Source organism: Methanobrevibacter sp. AbM4, from assembly GCF_000404165.1.
Lineage (GTDB): Archaea > Methanobacteriota > Methanobacteria > Methanobacteriales > Methanobacteriaceae > Methanarmilla > Methanarmilla boviskoreani.
Genome location: NC_021355.1, coordinates 623,703 through 643,086, shown reverse-complemented (window position 1 = coordinate 643,086; position 19,384 = coordinate 623,703). Strand labels below are relative to the sequence as shown.

Below are 19,384 nucleotides of genomic sequence, written 5' to 3'. Positions count from 1 at the left end.
TCAAATATTATTACAATTAATAACCTAAAAATAATTCTTTTAAAAAACTACTTTTCACATATTTCTACAACTTTAACATTTAAAATAATATTTTTATAAACTACTTTTCACGTATTTTACGAAATCCCAAATAAAATAATTTTAATAAATAGCTAATTTTAAAAAATAAAATAGATAAATATTAAAACAATTTTATAAACAGTGTTAATTTTAGAAATATTTAAAGGTGTTTTAATGAAAATAGCTATGATAGGTCAGTTTCCACCACATATTGGTGGTGTAGGTGTTCATATACATTCACTTGCAAAGGAATTAGTTAAAAAAGGCCATGAGGTATATGTGATTACCTATCCACACAAAGATATTAAGGATATTGATGGAATCCATGTAATTGGAACTAAAGGAATAAATATCCCCGGACTTAGAGGATTAGGATTCTATATTAATGGTAAAAAGGAACTTAAAAAACTAGTTGAAAAAGAGGATATTGACATTATCCATGGCCATTATCTAGTGCCTGCAGGTCTTATAGCTGTTGAAGTCGGTAAATCAGAAGGAATAAAAACATATGTTACAGCACATGGATCCGATATTTTTGAACTGTATAATAAAAAAGCATATTCACACCACATAATCAAGAAGGTTTTAAAGAATGCAGATGTTGTGCTTGCAGTAAGTGAAGCCCTTAAAGATGATATGCTTAAGATTGATATTAAAGGATTAGAATCTAAACTTAGAATACACCATAACTCCGTAGATATTTCTAAATTTAAGATAGAGAATGACTATAATTTTAGAGGGGAGCTTGAAAGGGATTACAATCTCAACAACGATTATCCGATTGTGGCATTTGTCGGTAATCTAATTCCACGTAAAAATGTGAATAGTTTAATTGATGCTAAAAGATTAAGTGACATTCCATATAATCTTTTAGTTGTAGGTGACGGACCTGAGGCCAAAAGGCTTAAAGAACAATCAAAGGATTTGGACAATATCTATTTTGTAGGTTCAAGGGGAGATGTTGAAAATATCTTACCAAGCTGCGATATGCTTATCCTACCTTCCCATAGTGAAAGTTTCGGACTTGTACTTATAGAGGCACTTGCATGTGGTAAGGCAGTTATTGGCAGTAATGTAGGTGGAATTAAAGAAATCATTAACGAGGATGTTGGTCTTTTAATAGATCCCGAAAATCCCAGTACCATTAATGAAGGGATTACCAAGATTTTAACTAACGAGGATTTAAAGAATAAGTTTGAATCAAATGCCCGCAGTAGGGCCATGGATTTTGCAAAAGTAGAAATACCCTATGACAAAATAGAATAAGTTAAAGAAAATATTGATTTATAATGATTAAGTAAATAAGCCAGCCAATTTAATGATAATTAGGTTTTGTAATAAGGGGGGTGTTAAATTGACTAGGCTTATAAATATGATTTACAATTTAGAATATTCCTCATCGGAAACTTCTTCCAACCATTCATTACTTGTGTTTTCACCAGGAACCTCAATAGCTATATGTGAAAACCAGGAATCAGATTTAGCACCATGCCAATGTTTAACATTCGGAGGTATCTCAACAACATCTCCAGGTTTTAAACTCTGAGCTGGTTTACCCTCTTCCTGATACCATCCTTCACCATCGACACATATTAAAATTTGACCTCCACCATTTGTTGAATGATGTATATGCCAATTATTTCTACATCCTGGTTCAAAGGTCACATTTGCCAAAAACAAGTTAGCATCTGGACCAACTAAAGGATTCAAATAGGATTGTCCAATAAAGTATTCTGCAAAAGCATCGTTAGGTTCTCCAAGACCAAAGTCTCCACCATGTTCATTGTCACTCATGATAATTACCTCTCATTAATTTTGTAATAATATTATAATTTAACATAAATATATATTAATTAATCTATTATAATGTGTATATATAAGTTTGGGTAAAAAAAATCCCGAACCACATAATTAAAAGAATATTCAAGTTAAAAAGTCCTTTAATAAACAGCCTTAGAAACTACTCCTAGATATCCTAAAGACATTATCTAAAACCCTTGAAGCAAATCTATTTATCTACCATTTTAAGACATGTTAGTAAAAATAAACATTCTTGTAAAATTTCAATTAATCTAAATCATTTAAGTTTTTAATAGAATAATCTCAATATATAATATATTAAATTAATATTAAAATATAATATAATTTCAATGAAATTTTAAGAGGTATATTATGAGTAGTGGTGAAGAATTTACACATTTAACAGAAGACGGAGTTCATATGGTAGAGGTAGGGAAAAAACCAGAACAAACTAGAAAAGCAGTTGCAAGTGGAAATATTTTACTAAAGGAAAGTACAATCTCAAAGATTGAAAATTCAGAGATTAAAAAAGGTAATGTTTTAACTACTGCCCAAATAGCTGGAATTCAAGCAGTTAAAAACACATCTCAGATCATACCCCTATGTCATCCGTTACATATCACAGGTATTGAAATTGAATTTGAAACAAATAAGAATTATATCAATTGTATTGTAAGTGTTAACAGTAAAGGACAGACCGGTGTTGAAATGGAAGCAATTACAGGTTGTAGTGTAGCACTTCTTACAATTTGGGATATGGTTAAAGCTGTTGAAAAGGATGAAAACGGCCAATATCCAGATACCAATATTTCCAATATTGAGGTTCTTAAAAAAGAGAAGATATAAAAGAATAATAAAACTAACTTGATATAAAATTTAAGTCCTTAAAAAAGAGAGGATATAAAAGAATAATAAAACTAAATTAAGAATTTAATATCTTTCTAAAACAAAAGATAATGATTATTTTTCAGATGCTCTTACTTAGATTTTATATAAAAAGTATTAGAAATTTATAATGAAATAAATTAAAGATGGATTCATATGGAAAGTTTAGACAATGATTTAAAAGAGGTAATTCAAACTGCATATCCATATATTAAAGAATTTAATCCTGCTCAAAAAGCTGTTATTGAAAGTGGATATATTGATGACGATTCTAACTACATTATAGCTATTCCAACTGCAAGTGGTAAAACGGTTTTAGGAGTTCTTGGCTTATTAAAAACAATTTTAAATGGTGGAAAAGCAATATATGCAGTTCCATTAGTTTCTATTCAAAATGAAAAGGTTAAAGAATTCAAAAAATTTGAGGAATTCGGAATAAAGGTAGGTAAATCTCCAAGATACAATGATCTTTCTGTAATGGTTTTTGAAAGCTTTGATGCAATCAGTCGTTTCTCATGGAATACATTAAGGGAAATTGACACCATAGTTGTGGATGAGTTCCATATGATTGGAGAGGATACCCGTGGACCTACAATAGAATGTGCACTCACAAGGGCAAGAATTGTCAATCCATCACTTAGAGTTATAGCTCTTTCTGCAACACTTTCCAATATGGAGGATATTCAAAACTGGTTAGATGCAAAAGTTGTAGAACATGACTATAGGCCGGTTCCACTTGTTAAAACAGTTCTTGACAATGAGATGTTCAATGTTAAAAGTAAAAATGACATTGTTGTAAAGATTATAGAAAAGGCAATGAATGAGGACTCCCAGGCCCTTGCATTTGTATCTACAAGAAGATTTACAGAAAGTCTTGCAAAATATGTGGCAGGTAAAATCAAAAATAAAATCTCAAAGGAAGATAGGGCTAAGTTTAATGAAGTTGCAGACAAACTACTTAAAGTACCTGAGAAGAAAGGGTCAAGACCAACAAGCACCTGTTTAAAGCTTGCAGAGGCTGCAAAGAATGGTTGCGTTTTCCACCATGCAGGACTATTTCCTGAACAGAAAGAGATTATTGAAGACGAATTTAGAGCAGGTAATATTCTAATGATTGTTGCAACACCAAGTTTAATGTACGGTGTAAACCTACCTTCAAAGTCAGTTGTAATCCGTGACTATACACGTTGGACTAAAAACGGTCCTCAGGAAATACCTGTATTTGATTATGAACAGATGTCTGGAAGAGCTGGAAGACCATTATATGACAATGAGGGATTCTCATATTTACTTGCAAAGACAATGGATGAGTCTGAGCTACTTAAGGAAAAATATGTAAATGGTGAAATCGAGCCAACTAATTCAAAACTTGTTGACAATAAAGATGCATTCTATAAACAGATAATAGCACAGGTCGCCTCATCACTTTCCAAAACCCCTGAGAAATTATTCGATTTCTTTTCAAAAACATTATACGGTTACCAAATGACTGCAAATGAATCAATGAAATTCTTTGCAGAGGAAAGTCTTAAGTATGAGATAGAAACCTCCCTTAAATTCCTAATGGAAAATGGAATATTAAGACCAACACCAGAAGGACTTAAAACTACCGAGTTTGGTCAACTCATTGCCAAATCCAATTATTCAGTTGAAACAGCAGTTAAGATTAAAGAATACACAAATGTTGTTAATGACTATATCAATATTGGAGAGTTAATCTACCTACTAAGCCAGACACCAGACTTACCATTAATATCATTTAAAGCACGCAAAAATAAGGATCCTGTCCGTGAGAAGATGGCTTCACTTGGATTATTTGTAACCGATATTGGAAACCCCGAAGCCACTACAGTTTCACTTATGGAATGGATTGACGAGAGAACGGAATTCGAAATAGAAAATAAATACCAGGTATATTCTGCTTCATGTAGACGTTGTGCTTTAGATGCATCATTACTCGTCAAATTTGTAAAAGACACATTTGAGGTTTTAGGTAAATTCTCATACTCCAACGAATTGGATAAACTATCTGCAAGACTTTACTATGGAGTTAAAGAGGATATAATACCTCTTGTAATTGGTGTAAAACGTCTTGGAAGAAGACGTGGAAGGGCAGTCGTTAATGCCTTTGGTGATGATTTAAGGGTTCCATCTGAAAATGAACTTCAAAGGATTGATGGAATCGGCAAAAAACTTGCAAAAAGCATTAAAGAATTTGCCGAACATTATAATACAGATTAAGATTAAATCCATTATAGATTTAATCATTTTTTTTACTCTTTTTTATTCAATTGAAATAATTAAAAACATTACTTTTTTTATTTAATTAAATAAAAACAATTAATTCAATTATTTAGTCAAATTTACTCATTTTAATTTACTCATTTAATCAAAAAATAAATAAAAACAGTTAATCCTTTTATTTATAAATTAAAGTTTATTCGTTTAATCAAAAAATAAATGAAAACATTTTATCTTCTTATTTAATTGAAATAATAAAAAAATAGAAATAACCCTTTATAAATAAAAAAAGGGATATTTTTTAATAGATATTAGATCCTGCAGATATAAATCCTAAACCATCAAGGATTAAGCTTATTGCAAGAATAAGCGCTACATAGAAAGGATTAAGCCATGATAGACAACCCAATATTATTGTGATAATACCTAAGATCAACATTATAATAGCCGTAGCTCTAAGTGGACCGTACTCCCTATAATAAATATTTAATATTGCAAATATTACCATTATTAAACCTACAATCCAAAATATTAATCCAAATATCGCATCAAATAATTGGATATTTCCAATTAAACAGATACCCAATATTACACTTAAGATTGATAGAAATATCTTAGTAAGTGAATGAGCGGCGTAACTAGACCACTCCCAACATCCTCTAATAAAGTAATAAATACCTAGAATTATGAAGATAAGTCCAAATATAAATGATAAAAATGTCTGGCTTAAGTATGGAAATGCTAAAATAATGATTCCGACAACAATTGTAATTATTCCTGTAATAGTTAAATCATTCATATCCTCACCTCTGATAATTATTTTCTAATTTAAAATATAATTAAGAAGTATATATACTTTTAATAAGCAAAATGGACATTTAATAAAAAATGAACAAGTTAAAATTAAAAAAGAATCTTAAAGATTAAAAAAATAAGTAAATAAAACAGAAATGAAGTTCATTAAATAAAAGTTATGTAAAACCTGTAGAAATAGAAAAAAAGCCCATATTAAATAGGAGTTATGGAAAATAAAAAAATAGGTTATAAGAATCAAAATAGCCAATATTGAATAAAAATCGTTAAAGATTGAAAATAAGTAAATAAAACAGAGAAAACTCTGTATTAAAAAATAATCCAAAAAGGAAAATAGTGGATTTAACCTCCACCATCAGCTACTTGATCATCAATTCTTGCATCAGCAAATTGTCTTTGTCTTTCTTTGAATTTTTCCTCATCGAATTTGGTAGTATCCTCAAGTTTATAATCTTTTTTATCAATGATTTCATCCTCAGATAAAACCTCTACCTCACTGGTAACATACCACATATTAGTATTAGCTATCTTAACCCAATATTTATCATCTTTAATACGCATATCCTCTACTTCACCAGTAGTACCGGTAGGTATATATCGGACAGTTTTACCTTCCTCTATTACCCTACCAATAGCATCTAAAATATCCATTAATATCATCTCTACAAAATGAAATTATCCTTTAATTATATTAACATCTAATAATACATAGTCCCCAATACTTTTAATATTGTCATATCTTACAACAACCTCATCACTAGATATCATATTTTTTTTAAGAGAAATTGTAAGTTTTTGGATTTGACCAGATTCACTATCAAAATCAGCATCCACTACTTTTCCAACTTCTTTAGCATCAGTATCCAATACCTTCATACCTAATAAATCTTTAACCTTCATGAGAAGTCTCTCCTAAATAAATTTTAAAAATATTTAAATCTAAATATTAATTAATTAAGAATTTAACAATAAAAATATAAATAATTAACTAATATATTTCTATTAAGAAAATTAAATATTCAATTAGAACTGATTTTATTATTTTTTTAAAAAAGAAAGTATTTTAACATTATGTTTGAGGATAATATGACAGAGGAAACATTAGATAAAGCTTGTAGAATTATTATTGACAATATTCTAAATGGTCAAATCCAGAATCGTAAGGATTTAGAAGTTGAAAAAAGACAGTTATGTAGACAGATGAAACTTTCTAAATTTATGAGCAATGCGGATATTTTAGAACGTGCAAGCTACGAGGAGATGGATTTAATCACACCAATACTTCAGAAAAAACCTACCAGAACTTTATCAGGTGTTGCAATTGTAGCGGTTATGTGCCATCCACATAAATGCCCACATGGAAGATGTTTTTACTGTCCTGAAAGTAGTACAGCACCTCCAAGTTATACCGGTGAGGAACCTGCTGCCTTACGTGGAAGAATGTTTAAATTCCATCCTTATATTCAAACTTACAATAGATTAATGCAACTTCACAAAGTAGGACACCCTATAGACAAGGTTGAGCTTATTATTATGGGGGGTACTTTCCCGTCATTGGACATCTGTTATCAGGAATGGTTTGTCTCCCAATGTCTTAAGGCAATGGTTGATTTTGGTATTGTTCTTGATGATGTTGAGATTAAACATCATGGAAGCACAAGAAATCTGGATTTAGATGACATTGATAAGAATATTCTAAAACAATATCCACCATATTCCAATGGACTTGTAAAACCATATAAGCCAAATGATTATGTGATTCTAGAGGACATTCAAAAGGCAAATGAATCCTCCAAGATAAGATGTATTGGAATGACATTTGAGACAAGACCCGATTACTGCAAACCCGAACACATAAACAGAATGTTGAAAATGGGAGTGACGCGTGTCGAATTAGGTGTTCAGACCATACATGACGATATTTACAAACGTGTTAAAAGAGGCCATACCGTAGCAGACAGTATTAATGCAAATAGAAACCTCAGAGATTCTGCCATTAAAGTTGCAATGCACTTTATGCCCGGACTGTTCCAGAACCAGAAAGAGGATCTTGAAATGTTTAAAACCATATTTACAGATCCGAACTATAAGCCGGATATGTTAAAGATCTATCCGGTACTTGTAACCAAGGGTAGTGAACTATACGATCTATGGCTTAAGGGTGGATATGAACCATATACCACAGAAGAGGCTGTTGATTTAATAGTTGAAATCAAAAAGATACTACCTAAATGGGTCAGGACCATGAGAATCCAGAGGGATATTCCAACAACCTTAATACAGGGAGGAATATCCAATTCAAATCTTGGAGAATTTGTATATAAAAGACTTGAAGAGGAGAACATTAACTGTCAATGTATAAGATGTAGAGAAATAGGCCATAAAAAAACAAAAGAGGAGTATACAATCGACGATTATCAATTATTCGAGGAAAGTTACGACTGCTGTAATGGTGTAGAACATTTCCTGTCCATAGAAGATAAAAACGAGGAAAGTCTTGCAGGATTTTTAAGACTAAGACTTCCATCACCGCAGACATTCAGAGAAGAGATTACCGGCAAATCAGCTTTAATCCGTGAATTACATGTCTATGGAAACCTTATACATATTGGTAAAAAATCAAATAAGATAGGTCAGCATACAGGCTTTGGAAAACAGTTACTTAAAAGGGCCGAGGAAATTGCAATAGACAACAACAAAGAGGAAATACTGATTATAAGTGGAATCGGTACCAGAAACTATTACCGTAAATTTGGTTATGAAAGAAAAGGACCATATATGGCAAAAAAACTGATATAAAATCCAAATCCCAACTCAGATTTGTTACTATAAAAAATTTTCGGTTAGGATTATATAAGAAAAGTTATATATGAATTATAAATATTTATATACTTTTAAAATTATAATTAAGAAATTAGTAGGGAGAAAAAACGAGGTAAAATTATGAAGAATAAATCACCAAGAGAACTTGCAAGAAGTATGGAATTTACTTACTTAGACAATACTGCTACAAAAGAAGATATGAAGGTATTCTGTCAAATTGCAGATGATTGGAATATGTTTTCTGTTGTGGTAAGTCCTTGTTACGTTAAATTAGCATCTGAATTACTTAAAGACAGTGACGTTAAAGTAGGAACCGTTGTAGGTTTTCCATTAGGTACTAATGATAAAAGGGTAAAAGCATTAGAAGCTAAGATTGCTGTTGAAGATGGAGCAGATGAAATTGATATGGTAATGAATATTCCTGCATATGAAAATGGAAATTACCAACTTATTCTTGAGGAAATCTCAGCTGTAAGAGCTGAAATTGGTGATAGAATTTTAAAAGTGATTATTGAAACAAATTACTTCCAGGAAGACGACATTAGAAAAATCAGTAAATTGATTGATAAGAGTGATGCAGATTTCATTAAAACCAATACAGGATTTACAGGAAACAATACCTTTAATGAAATGATCACATATATTCAAATAATGACAACTGCAGCACCTCATACAGAGATTAAAGCATCTGGAGGTATTAAAAACCAAAAAACTTGTTTAAGATATTTAGCTGCAGGTGCAAGTAGAATCGGATCATCTACTGCAAATCTTATTCTTGAAGAATATCAAAATTTACTCGAGAACAAAGCTTATAAACCTAGAAAAATTAGTTTATAAACATTTCCTCTTCTACTTTTTTTAATTTTTAAAGATTATATTTTAATTAAATAATTTACTATTTTTTATTAGAGTTCCAATTAAAAAATTGAACTTCATTATAATTATAAGATATACATATCTATTTCTATAAAAGCTCTAATTCTAAAATTACAAGTTTCAATAAATCATCAAATTTTTAAGTAGAATTAACTTCAACGAAAAAATTGAACCTTAACCATAACCCACATATCTATTTCTTAAAAACTTAATTCTAAAATTACAAGTTCCTATAAATCATCAAATTTTAAGTGAAATTAACTTCAACGAAAAAATTGAACCTTAACCATAACCCACATATCTATTTCTTAAAAACTTAATTCTAAAATTACAATGGAAAATTAAATTGAAAAAATTATTAAACTATAAAACCATAATCCATACTGAAAAATTCCATCATTTAATTAAAATGTGAAATAATAATTTTCTATTTAAATATTTTTTATTTAATTAAATTAACTGTAACATGAATTTAGTTTGTATCTAATTTTATATCAGGAAATAACAATTTGTAAATATAGATATCTTTAATAAAAATTTGATAATATTAAAATTTTAAAATCAAAAGGTAATTTTCAAGATATATTTGAAACATGAATTTTCAAATATAGGACAAATTGAAAAAATCAAAATAGAGATTACTAAAAAAATAGCTAAAAAAATCAAATACAACAAAAAATGCAATAGAATAAACTAAACAAGCAAAATATACAACAAAAAAATACAAAAAACTAGCTAAAAAAATCAAATACAATAAAAAATACAATAAAAATAAACTAAACAAATAATATAAAACAAAAATTACAAAAATAGTTGAAATTTAAAAAATAAAATCTTAAAAAAAGATGTATCTAGTGCCATGGGCCGGACTTGAACCAGCGACATCTAGATCTTCAGTCTAGCGTTCTCCCATCTGAACTACCATGGCATATGGTCCGGACGAGATTTGAACTCGTGATCCCCTCCACGTCAAGGAGGTATCATACCCCTAGACCACCGGACCTACAAACATACATACCTATTATAGTTTATAGATTCTCATATATAAAGATTACTATTTCTTTATTAAAATCTAAGGATTTTTTAAAAAATATCAAATCTTTTCCAAAGAATAATTACACTAAAAAATAGTCTAACTAAAAAAATTTAAAAATAAGTAATTGGCCATAGAACTGGCCAAACTTATAAAAAAATTCATCACTAACTGGATGCAAATTAAAAAACCTATTTGATAGCTAATTTTACATCAGTAGCTTTGACAGTTTTTCTACCAGCATGGCGTGCAAAATCAACAGATTTTCTTGCTAATTCTTCACCTTGTTCTTCTAAAGCTTCAGCTAATGCAATTTTTGCTTCATCGGAAATTCTTTGTGCTCCAGCATTTTTTAAGATACGACCGACTGGTGCGATTGGTAATTCACTCATTTTTTCACCTCCAAATAATAGTTGTTTTACATAGTATATAAAGGTTTCGTTAAAAAATGGTTAAAATAAGCTAATATTTACTCAACATAATTAATATTATTTTTATCATGAATTAAAAAATTATTAACATATTACTATTAAAAAATACTAAAAAAATTAAAACTTATAAGTTAAACTGGCATTATAAGCAATTAAAAAATTCAAAAATTAAATCTATTTAAATATCTCAAATTAGGAATAAAAGAACAAATAATCTTTAAAATAGTTTAAAAAAACAAATAAAATATGTTTTTTATAAAAATTAATAATATCTCTTAAATCAATTAATTAAATTGTTTTAATACCCTAATTAATAAAATAAAAGAAAATTAATTAGAATATATCTTTAAAGACCTTTAAAATTCAATATATTTTTTAATGTTTTAAATAATGTTTTAATATTTCAAAACAGAAGACAAAGATAAATATTACATAAAAATATTAGCAGTTAATGGAATTTAGAAAGATTAAAAAAAATATCACTTATACTAATAAAATTATTAAACTTATCTTATGAATTTATTAAAAAATAGTATTATTTTATTTTTAAAAAAAATAAAAGTAAACAATTTTTAGATAAGTTAAAAAAAGAATAATTAATCTACAATCTCACCTAATAGATAGGTGCTTGTAGCATCGTTTATTTTAACATTGACAAAAGAACCAATTTTAGCCTCAGGAAGAATTACCGGAATATAGGAATATGTTTTTCCCATATATCCACCTTTGGAACCCTTACCAACAATTAAAGTTTCTAATGTTTTACCAATTAATTGTTTATTCTCTTCCTCGGTTATCTCTTCCTTGATATTGGTAAGTTCCTTAGATCTTCTCTTCATTACTTTAAATGGAATTTCCTTAAGTGAGGAGGAAATGGCACCTTCTCTATGTCTATATTTAGATAGATGTATTAAGCTTGGTTTAATCTCCCTTAATAATTTTATAGTTTCCTCGAAATCCTCTTCCGTTTCTGTTGGATAACCTACTATAATATCAGTTGCAAGGGTTAAATCCGGAATCGCACTTCTAACTTTTGATACAAAATCCTTATATTCTGCAATTGTGTGGCGACGATTCATGTCCTTTAAAACCTTATCACTACCTGTTTGTACAGGTAGATGCATGAATTTATATACCTTTGGCATTTTAAATGCCTCGATTATACCGTCAACATCATCGAAAATGTTTTTAGGATGCATCATTCCAACCCTAATTTTAAAATCACCGTCTAAACTTGCAACCTCTTTGATTAAATCAGATAGTTTTTCATGGGTGTCATGACCAAATGCTGCAGTGTCCTGGGCAGTGAGTTCAATTTCCACAGCACCATCTTTAATAGCTTGTTCTGCCTCGGCTTTAATATCTGCTATTGGATAAGAATGAAGGGGTCCGCGAGCCAGTCTTGTACAACAAAAAGTACATTTTCCCATACATCCTTCACATATTTGAATGATGTGTACTTTATCATCACTTTGAACCTTTTTAAGACCTACTTTTGTTTTTTTGGATAAACCTATATCCCTTTCAGTCTTACCCTCATATGCTGCTTTTACAACATCAGCAGTTTTATCTAATTGGTGAGGCCCTATCCAGGAAGTTCCGTCCTCAGCTATCTTCTCAAGTTTTTCCGGATCTATCTCAACCATACATCCACTGACAACAACCTTCTTATTGGGATAATGTTTCTGAAGTTTTTGAATCCTGTTAGTTACCTTATTTTCTGTTGGTTGTTTTACATAACAAGTGTTTACAATAATTACATCGGCATCCTCAGCATTATCAACAAGCTCCATACCGTTTTCAGCAAGCACACCTGCCATAATCTGAGAATCCGCCTTATTAAAAGTACATCCAAATGTTTCAATAGATACTTTAATTTGACTCATAATCAGAACCCTAAGTAATTTATAAAAAATAATATGTTAAATTTTTAATTAATAATAAGATAATATATTACTTTACTGTTTATATAATTATTTAATTTTTATATATATCTTATGGCTTATTGGAAAAACTAGGATTAATTGAAATTTCAGGTTTAATACTAAATTAAAAATGAATTTAAAAATCTCAGATAAATAAACAATTGGATTTGAATCACAAAGATATTTACAAAATATTAAAAATAAAAAATAGAAAAAGCAGAAATTCAAACATTTGTTGTAGTAAGCCCTTTTAGAATTCTTAATTTTATTGATTTTAATCTTATTTAAAATTAATTTTTTTCAATGTTAAATAAGAAATTAGAGATAATTTTTGTTCTTCAGAGTCAACTGGAACTATTAAAGATTTGAATAAGAATGTTTTGTTACTTTATATTCCTTGTGTTTTTAACTCCTTTTAGCACGATAAGATTATATGTATTACTGAAAAGATTCAAAATAATCATTTAAATTATAACCTGAATATTATGTTTCAGAAGTAAAACACATTTAATGGAAATACAATTACATTTCTATTAAATTCTAATTTGTTTAATTATACTTAATAGAAAATATTTAGTGGGGTTTTAGCACATACAATATCTCCAAGTTTAAGTAAATTATATTTTGAAGTGTTTTTAGTTACAAATTTTATTCTAAAATATTTAATTTAATTTAATTTAATCAACAGGAAAAGTTAGTACCGAAATTACGATTCAGGAAGTTCAAAGATGAATGGAAAATTGTTAAAATTAAAGATATATTTAATGAAAGAAAAGAAAAGGGATATGTTAATTTAGAATTATTATCTGTAACTATAAATAAAGGAGTTATTAAAACTAAAGATTTAGATTCTAAAGACATGTCAAATTCAAATAAAAGTAATTATAAAAGAGTTTTACCAAAAGACATTGCTTATAATTCTATGAGAATGTGGCAAGGTGCATGTGGTGTTTCTGATTATGAAGGTATTGTAAGTCCCGCATATACTATATTATCACCAAAAAATAATATAAATTCAAAATTCTTTTATTATTATTTTAAAACACATTATATGATATATCAATTCATGAAATATTCTCAAGGTTTAACATCAGATACTTGGAATTTAAAATATCCATTGATATCAGAAATTAAAATTAATTTACCTTCTATTGAAGAGCAAAATAAAATAGTTATGTTTATTGAATTAATCGATAAAAAAATTGACTTATTAGAAAAGAAAAGTAACTTACTAAAAGAATATAAACATGGATTTATACAAAAATTAAGAACAGGTAAAATCAAATTTAAGAAAAATGATGGAACATATTATTCAGATTGGAAAGAAATTAAACTTAGTGAAATATTATTTGAACATAAATTAAAATATACTGGAAATGAAGAAGTTTATTCCGTTTCAGTACATAAAGGGGTGGTTAATCAAATTGAACATTTAGGAAGATCATTTGCAACAAAAGATTTATCCAAATATAAATTAGTAAAACCTGGAGATTTAATTTATACTAAAAGCCCAACAGGAGGATTTGAATTAGGTATAATTAAACAAAATAAAAATAACAAAAATGTTGTGGTTTCACCATTATATGGGGTTTTTACACCGAAATCAAAATATTTAGGTAACTATTTAGATGCTTATTTTGAATCATCAGTTAATACAAGAAATTATTTACATCCAATAGTACAAAAAGGTGCAAAAAATACGATGAATATAACCAATAAAGTTTTTTTATCAAAAAGTTTATATTTACCATCTGTTTTAGAAGAACAAAAGAAAATATCTGATTCCATTAATATTATTAATCAAAAATCAGAAAAAATTGATAATAATATATTAATTATAAAACAATTCAAAAAAGGTCTTCTTCAGAAGATGTTTGTTTAGGTGATATTATAATATTTATCACCTAAAAAAATATTTATTGTAATATGGAATTCTTCATTAATTATTTCTTCTTTTTCTTCTTTTTCAGTAAAAATCATTACATTATGCATTGCACACATATAGATCTTTTTTAATCTTTGAGGATTTGTTTTTATATAAGTTTCATGTACTATATTTTTACTTCTTCCTTGTAATGAATCAATATATTCAGCAGTTAGTCCAATATTGGATGCATGGAACTTTCTTAGTGTATGTGATCTAAAGAATCTATATTTTCCTTTAAATCCCCAATTCATATTATCATTTATTTCTTGAAATCTTGATAACAATAATGAACTTGTAAAATCAAATAATTTATCTTCTAATTTTAAATCTTCTCTTGTTTTTAAATATTTAACTATAGCATGACTTGCTTCAGGTGAACAAAAAGTATAATAATATTTATCTGTTTTAATTCTTTTTAGATAAAAAGTTGGTACTACATTATTTCTTTTTTCAAGTACATTTAATATATTATTAAGTGGTCCACCATTATGATATTCACTTGTTCCCTCTATAAATTGTCTTACTGTTAGTGATAATGTTTCTGCTTTTGCTGTTCCTGATGATGACATAAATAATATTATTGCTTTTAAGTCAATTGATACTATTTCAAGTGCTTGATATATATGTTCTCTTGTTGGTAAATCTAAATAATTTGTTTCATATATTTTATCATATTTTGCATCAGGTAAATGTGGTATTTCAATTTCAAAATGTATATAAAATGTCTTTAATTTTGAGAAATATGTTTTTGAAGTGTTAGGTGACATTGTACTGTTTAGTAAGTAATTACGATATTCCAGAAGTCTTTTCTTAAGTTTTCTTTCTTTAAGTGGAATTCTCATTTCTTCATCTTTAATTGCTTCATTAAGTAATTCATTAATAGTTTTATTATGAAATGATTCATATTTCTTTAAAGCAGATTCATATCCTTTCATAGTACTATCTTTAATATTCCTTTCTCTACAAAATTTAATAAAAAGTTCATTAGTATACATAAATATTATTTAAATAAATTTTAATAAATATTTTAATTGTGTTTATTCATTAAAAAGGATTTATTAAAATAACTGTACCAAAAATATGAAAAACAAATAAGAAAAGATATTTTTAATTTTAAAAGTAATAAAATAAAATACATTAAATATCAATTAGGTAATATTGCTGAAATTAAAAAAGGATTCACACCATCAACTAAAAAAGAAGAATATTGGAATAATGGCAAATATTATTGGCTAAGTATTAGTGACATAAATAAAAAATACATTAAAAATTCAAAGAAAAGAATTTCGGAAAATGCTATAAAAAATAAAAATATAGTGAAAAAAGACACATTAATCATGAGTTTTAAATTAACTATTGGAAAAGTAGCAATATTAAAAGAAGATATGTATACAAATGAAGCTATTGCAAATTTTACTTGGAAAATTGATAATATATCTACGGAATTTATGTATTTTTATTTGAAAACATTAAATATTGAAAAATATGGATCACAAGCAGCAAAAGGAATTACATTAAATACAGAAACATTAAATGCAATACCTATTATGTTACCTGAATATAATATTCAATTAAGTATTGTTAATAAATTATTAAAATTTAATAAGAAAATTGATTTAATTTGTGAAAAATTGAATAATATAAAAAATTTTAAAAAGTTTTTACTTCAAAAAATGTTTATCTAAACAAACATTTTTTGTAATAATCCCTTTTTAAAATTAATTAAATAATTTTTTTTATACTTTATAAATCTTGTTTTTTAATTAATTTATTTAATATTTTAACTTGTTTTTCTTGTTCTTCAATTGATGGTACTTGTATTTTAATATTTAAAAATTCTTCCGGAGATATTCTTTTTGATCCAGTACCTGTTGAATATTTTTCTAGACGAGTATAATAATTTTTTCTAGACATAAAATAATATAACCAATATGGATTTAAATCATTATTAATAAAATCAAATGAAGGAATATCACTTGAAGACATAAATCCATCTAATTCTTTTGGAACAATTCCAAAAGCACCTTTATATAAATTTTGTTTGCCATAAATAAATTGGCCTTTTTTTCTAATGTATTGTGTCGTAACACCTTCTTTTTCTGTTGTTTTAGTTTTTCTAGGTGTTATACCTTTCAAATTTAGTTTTACAGTTAATCTTTTATTAATATTATCTTCACATTTAATTTTTGAAATTTTTAAAAATTTATTTAATTTATGAGTTGGATTATTTAAATTTGAAAATAATTCAACTTTTAAGCCTTCCGTGAATTTTTGGTACAAACACAATTTCTTTTCTAATAAGTCAATTTTCCTATCAATTAAATATAAGAAATTTGAAATTTTTTCCTGTTCATTTAAATTATTAGTAATATTAATTTTAATATTCTTTAATGAATTTAAATAAACTCCACCTTGTGCAGATACATTAATTAGTTTTTTCAATTGTTTTTGAAAATTATTAGTTTGAATATAATAATATAAATATTTATTATTAATTTTTAAATTATTTACTCTTAAAATAGATACGCTTCTTTGCAATGTAAATTTATTATTTATGTTAACAATAGCAGTTCGGCCTATTGAACCAACTATAGTTAATAATATGTCCCCTTTTTTTATTTCATAATTTTTATGAATTTTTTTATAATCTTCTTTAGAAATGGTTCTGGGATTATTATTTATTAATATATTTCCATTTTTTATATCTTTTGCACTTAATAAGGGTATTCCTCCATTTTTATCTTTATAACTTCCGTGTGTTCCATCTTTTATAAATTCACATAATTTATTAATATAAATAATTATTTGATTATTATTTTTAAATTCAGGAAATCTTAACTCTGGGACATGTTGATTGTCATCATTTATACCTTGTTTCTTAGTAGAAACATTCTCATTATCACTCATATTTTAACCCCCTAAATTTTAAAATATTGGTGATTGAATTCCAAGTTCTTCACATATTTTATTAATTTCTTTATCTACTTCAGCTTCTTTAATTGAAATTTCTTTAAGTTCTTTACAAACTTCATCAAGATCAATAGGTTCTTCTTCTTCAAAAGTATCTACATATCTTGGTATATTGAGATTGTAATCATTCTCTTCTATTTCTTCCATTGTTGCTTTGTGTGAATACTTATCAATTTCTTCACGTTTAGCATAAGTGTTTACTATTTTATCAATATCTTGTTTTCTTAGTTTATTTTGATTTTTGACTTTTTCAAATTCTTGTGATGCATCTATAAAGAGTATATCCTCATCTTCTGTTCTACATTTTTTAAATACTAATATACATGTTGGAATACTTGTACCATAAAAGATATTTGCAGGTAGACCAATTACCGCATCTAAATAGTTTTTTTCTTCAATTAAATATCTGCGTATTTTACTTTCTGCAGCTCCTCTAAATAATACTCCATGTGGAAGTACAATACCCATTGTACCATTTTCATCTAAATGATATATCATATGTTGTACAAATGCATAGTCTGCTTTAGATTTAGGTGCTAATTTTCCATATGCACTGAAACGTTCATCATCAAGGAATGTTTTATCTGCACTCCATTTTGCACTAAATGGTGGATTAGCAACGATTGCTTCGAATTTCATATTTTTATGCATTGGATGTTCTAAAGAATCTCCTTGTTTTATATCAAAGTCTTGATATTTAACACCATGAAGAATCATATTCATACGTGCAAGGTTATATGTTGTTTGATTTAATTCTTGTCCATAGAAGTTTGCTACATCAGCTTCTTTAGATACACGTAGAAGTAATGAACCAGAACCACATGTTGGATCATATACTGATTTAATACGTTTTTTACCTAATGTCACGATTTTAGCAAGTACTTTTGAAACCTCTTGCGGAGTGTAAAATTCCCCTGCTTTTTTACCTGCACTAGATGCAAATTGACTTATCAAGTATTCATATGCATCACCAAGAATATCTGATTCACTATTTTCAAGTTCAAAATCAATATCATTTAAATGGAGTAATATTTTTGATATTAACTTATTTTTATCATCATTTGTTCTTCCAAGTTTAGATGAATGAAGATCCACATCCTCAAAAAGATTGCTGAAATCATCTTGACTTTCAGTACCAATACAGGAATTACTAATATAATTTAATGCTTTATTAAGATCATCCAATATGAAATCTCCAACTTTAGCTTTTTTAATAATGCAACTAAATAAATGTTGAGGTTCAATAAAGTATCCTAATGAATCTATTCCTTCATCTTTCAAATCTTCCTTATAGTCATCACGTTCCCATGCTTCTTTAAAAGTGATACCATCTACTTCTAATTCTTTGTTCATGTGAATTTCTAATTTTTCAGAGAGGTATCTGTAAAATATAAATCCCAATATGTAATTTTTAAATTCATTAGCATCCATATTTCCTCTTAATTCATCTGCAATTGCCCAAAGTTTACTTTCTAATTCTTGACTTGCCATAATAATTCACGCCCCTTAAAGGTCTAATAATTTTCCATAAACATAATATATTTAATAGCTTTTAATACAAAACATTTACTTATCTAATAGTTTTATATAAAACATTTAC

General features: G+C 27.4%; 16 protein-coding genes and 2 tRNA genes. 7 read left to right on the top strand and 11 right to left on the bottom strand.

Annotated elements, in window-relative coordinates; all coding sequences use genetic code 11:
- Window positions 1-234 precede the first annotated feature (234 nt).
- Window positions 235-1,326 (top strand): glycosyltransferase family 4 protein, encoded by a 1,092-nt coding sequence (locus ABM4_RS02675; protein ID WP_016358139.1) that lies wholly within the window; start codon window positions 235-237, stop codon window positions 1,324-1,326.
- Window positions 1,327-1,437: 111 nt separating this feature from the next.
- Here the strand turns inward: ABM4_RS02675 and ABM4_RS02670 are convergent, their stop codons facing one another.
- Window positions 1,438-1,854, bottom strand: coding sequence for a cupin domain-containing protein (locus ABM4_RS02670; RefSeq protein ID WP_016358138.1), 417 nt, complete (start codon window positions 1,852-1,854; stop codon window positions 1,438-1,440).
- A gap of 378 nt (window positions 1,855-2,232) precedes the next feature.
- On the opposite strand from ABM4_RS02670, the gene moaC reads away from it, so the two are divergent.
- Entirely contained in the window at window positions 2,233-2,706 is a 474-nt protein-coding gene (gene moaC / locus ABM4_RS02665) for a cyclic pyranopterin monophosphate synthase MoaC (protein WP_016358137.1), read from the top strand.
- 195 nt (window positions 2,707-2,901) lie between these two features.
- On the top strand, window positions 2,902-4,986 hold the full coding sequence (locus ABM4_RS02660) for a DEAD/DEAH box helicase (protein ID WP_016358136.1): 2,085 nt from the start codon (window positions 2,902-2,904) through the stop codon (window positions 4,984-4,986).
- A 301-nt stretch (window positions 4,987-5,287) separates the two neighbouring features.
- Here ABM4_RS02660 and ABM4_RS02655 read toward each other — a convergent pair whose 3' ends face one another.
- The 3 genes from ABM4_RS02655 to ABM4_RS02645 all read right to left on the bottom strand — a co-directional run bounded on the left by ABM4_RS02655 (window position 5,288) and on the right by ABM4_RS02645 (window position 6,699).
- On the bottom strand, window positions 5,288-5,785 hold the full coding sequence (locus ABM4_RS02655; protein WP_016358135.1) for a DUF308 domain-containing protein: 498 nt from the start codon (window positions 5,783-5,785) through the stop codon (window positions 5,288-5,290).
- Between the two features lie 356 nt (window positions 5,786-6,141).
- Window positions 6,142-6,450 carry a DUF2098 domain-containing protein gene (locus tag ABM4_RS02650; protein WP_016358134.1) on the bottom strand — a complete coding sequence of 103 codons (309 nt, stop codon included), beginning with the start codon at window positions 6,448-6,450 and terminating at the stop codon, window positions 6,142-6,144.
- A 24-nt stretch (window positions 6,451-6,474) separates the two neighbouring features.
- Window positions 6,475-6,699, bottom strand: coding sequence for a PRC-barrel domain-containing protein (locus ABM4_RS02645; RefSeq protein WP_016358133.1), 225 nt, complete (start codon window positions 6,697-6,699; stop codon window positions 6,475-6,477).
- Window positions 6,700-6,885: 186 nt separating this feature from the next.
- Between ABM4_RS02645 and ABM4_RS02640 the strand changes: the two genes are divergently transcribed.
- Window positions 6,886-8,598 carry a tRNA uridine(34) 5-carboxymethylaminomethyl modification radical SAM/GNAT enzyme Elp3 gene (locus ABM4_RS02640; RefSeq protein WP_016358132.1) on the top strand — a complete coding sequence of 571 codons (1,713 nt, stop codon included), beginning with the start codon at window positions 6,886-6,888 and terminating at the stop codon, window positions 8,596-8,598.
- Between the two features lie 144 nt (window positions 8,599-8,742).
- Window positions 8,743-9,459: a deoxyribose-phosphate aldolase gene (gene deoC / locus ABM4_RS02635; RefSeq protein ID WP_016358131.1), complete on the top strand. Its 717-nt coding sequence runs from the start codon at window positions 8,743-8,745 to the stop codon at window positions 9,457-9,459.
- A gap of 894 nt (window positions 9,460-10,353) precedes the next feature.
- On the opposite strand, the gene ABM4_RS02630 is transcribed toward deoC, so the two are convergent.
- From ABM4_RS02630 to ABM4_RS02615, 4 genes are all read right to left on the bottom strand, one after another.
- Window positions 10,354-10,426 (bottom strand) — tRNA-Phe (locus tag ABM4_RS02630).
- Between the two features lie 3 nt (window positions 10,427-10,429).
- Window positions 10,430-10,501 (bottom strand) — tRNA-Val (locus ABM4_RS02625).
- 221 nt (window positions 10,502-10,722) lie between these two features.
- Entirely contained in the window at window positions 10,723-10,923 is a 201-nt protein-coding gene (locus ABM4_RS02620) for a histone family protein (RefSeq protein ID WP_016358130.1), read from the bottom strand.
- A gap of 635 nt (window positions 10,924-11,558) precedes the next feature.
- Window positions 11,559-12,839, bottom strand: coding sequence for a tRNA (N(6)-L-threonylcarbamoyladenosine(37)-C(2))-methylthiotransferase (locus ABM4_RS02615; RefSeq protein WP_048201002.1), 1,281 nt, complete (start codon window positions 12,837-12,839; stop codon window positions 11,559-11,561).
- Window positions 12,840-13,626: 787 nt separating this feature from the next.
- Between ABM4_RS02615 and ABM4_RS02610 the strand changes: the two genes are divergently transcribed.
- On the top strand, window positions 13,627-14,769 hold the full coding sequence (locus ABM4_RS02610) for a restriction endonuclease subunit S (protein ID WP_083925401.1): 1,143 nt from the start codon (window positions 13,627-13,629) through the stop codon (window positions 14,767-14,769).
- Here ABM4_RS02610 and ABM4_RS02605 read toward each other — a convergent pair.
- On the bottom strand, window positions 14,766-15,749 hold the full coding sequence (locus ABM4_RS02605; RefSeq protein WP_232216526.1) for an integrase: 984 nt from the start codon (window positions 15,747-15,749) through the stop codon (window positions 14,766-14,768). The genes ABM4_RS02610 and ABM4_RS02605 overlap by 4 nt on opposite strands.
- A 132-nt stretch (window positions 15,750-15,881) precedes the next feature.
- Between ABM4_RS02605 and ABM4_RS08885 the strand changes: the two genes are divergently transcribed.
- Window positions 15,882-16,499, top strand: a complete 618-nt coding sequence (locus ABM4_RS08885; protein ID WP_083925400.1) for a restriction endonuclease subunit S — start codon at window positions 15,882-15,884, stop codon at window positions 16,497-16,499.
- 58 nt (window positions 16,500-16,557) lie between these two features.
- On the opposite strand, the gene ABM4_RS02595 is transcribed toward ABM4_RS08885, so the two are convergent.
- Together ABM4_RS02595 and ABM4_RS02590 are read right to left on the bottom strand one after the other, a co-directional pair.
- The gene (locus tag ABM4_RS02595) at window positions 16,558-17,721 is read right to left on the bottom strand and encodes a restriction endonuclease subunit S (protein WP_016358125.1); all 1,164 of its coding nucleotides are present in this window, start codon (window positions 17,719-17,721) and stop codon (window positions 16,558-16,560) included.
- Between the two features lie 18 nt (window positions 17,722-17,739).
- Window positions 17,740-19,275 carry a type I restriction-modification system subunit M gene (locus tag ABM4_RS02590; protein WP_016358124.1) on the bottom strand — a complete coding sequence of 512 codons (1,536 nt, stop codon included), beginning with the start codon at window positions 19,273-19,275 and terminating at the stop codon, window positions 17,740-17,742.
- Window positions 19,276-19,384: the final 109 nt, after the last annotated feature.

Bases quoted from the DNA above. Each gene is read 5' to 3' on its own strand.
- ABM4_RS02675 (WP_016358139.1), top strand. From the start codon at position 235: ATGAAAATAGCTATGATAGGTCAGTTTCCACCACATATTGGTGGTGTA.
- ABM4_RS02605 (WP_232216526.1), bottom strand. From the start codon at position 15,749: ATGAAAGGATATGAATCTGCTTTAAAGAAATATGAATCATTTCATAAT.
- ABM4_RS02595 (WP_016358125.1), bottom strand. From the start codon at position 17,721: ATGAGTGATAATGAGAATGTTTCTACTAAGAAACAAGGTATAAATGAT.
- ABM4_RS02645 (WP_016358133.1), bottom strand. From the start codon at position 6,699: ATGAAGGTTAAAGATTTATTAGGTATGAAGGTATTGGATACTGATGCT.
- deoC (WP_016358131.1), top strand. From the start codon at position 8,743: ATGAAGAATAAATCACCAAGAGAACTTGCAAGAAGTATGGAATTTACT.
- moaC (WP_016358137.1), top strand. From the start codon at position 2,233: ATGAGTAGTGGTGAAGAATTTACACATTTAACAGAAGACGGAGTTCAT.
- ABM4_RS02670 (WP_016358138.1), bottom strand. From the start codon at position 1,854: ATGAGTGACAATGAACATGGTGGAGACTTTGGTCTTGGAGAACCTAAC.
- ABM4_RS02655 (WP_016358135.1), bottom strand. From the start codon at position 5,785: ATGAATGATTTAACTATTACAGGAATAATTACAATTGTTGTCGGAATC.
- ABM4_RS02590 (WP_016358124.1), bottom strand. From the start codon at position 19,275: ATGGCAAGTCAAGAATTAGAAAGTAAACTTTGGGCAATTGCAGATGAA.
- ABM4_RS02620 (WP_016358130.1), bottom strand. From the start codon at position 10,923: ATGAGTGAATTACCAATCGCACCAGTCGGTCGTATCTTAAAAAATGCT.
- ABM4_RS02640 (WP_016358132.1), top strand. From the start codon at position 6,886: ATGACAGAGGAAACATTAGATAAAGCTTGTAGAATTATTATTGACAAT.
- ABM4_RS02650 (WP_016358134.1), bottom strand. From the start codon at position 6,450: ATGGATATTTTAGATGCTATTGGTAGGGTAATAGAGGAAGGTAAAACT.
- ABM4_RS02660 (WP_016358136.1), top strand. From the start codon at position 2,902: ATGGAAAGTTTAGACAATGATTTAAAAGAGGTAATTCAAACTGCATAT.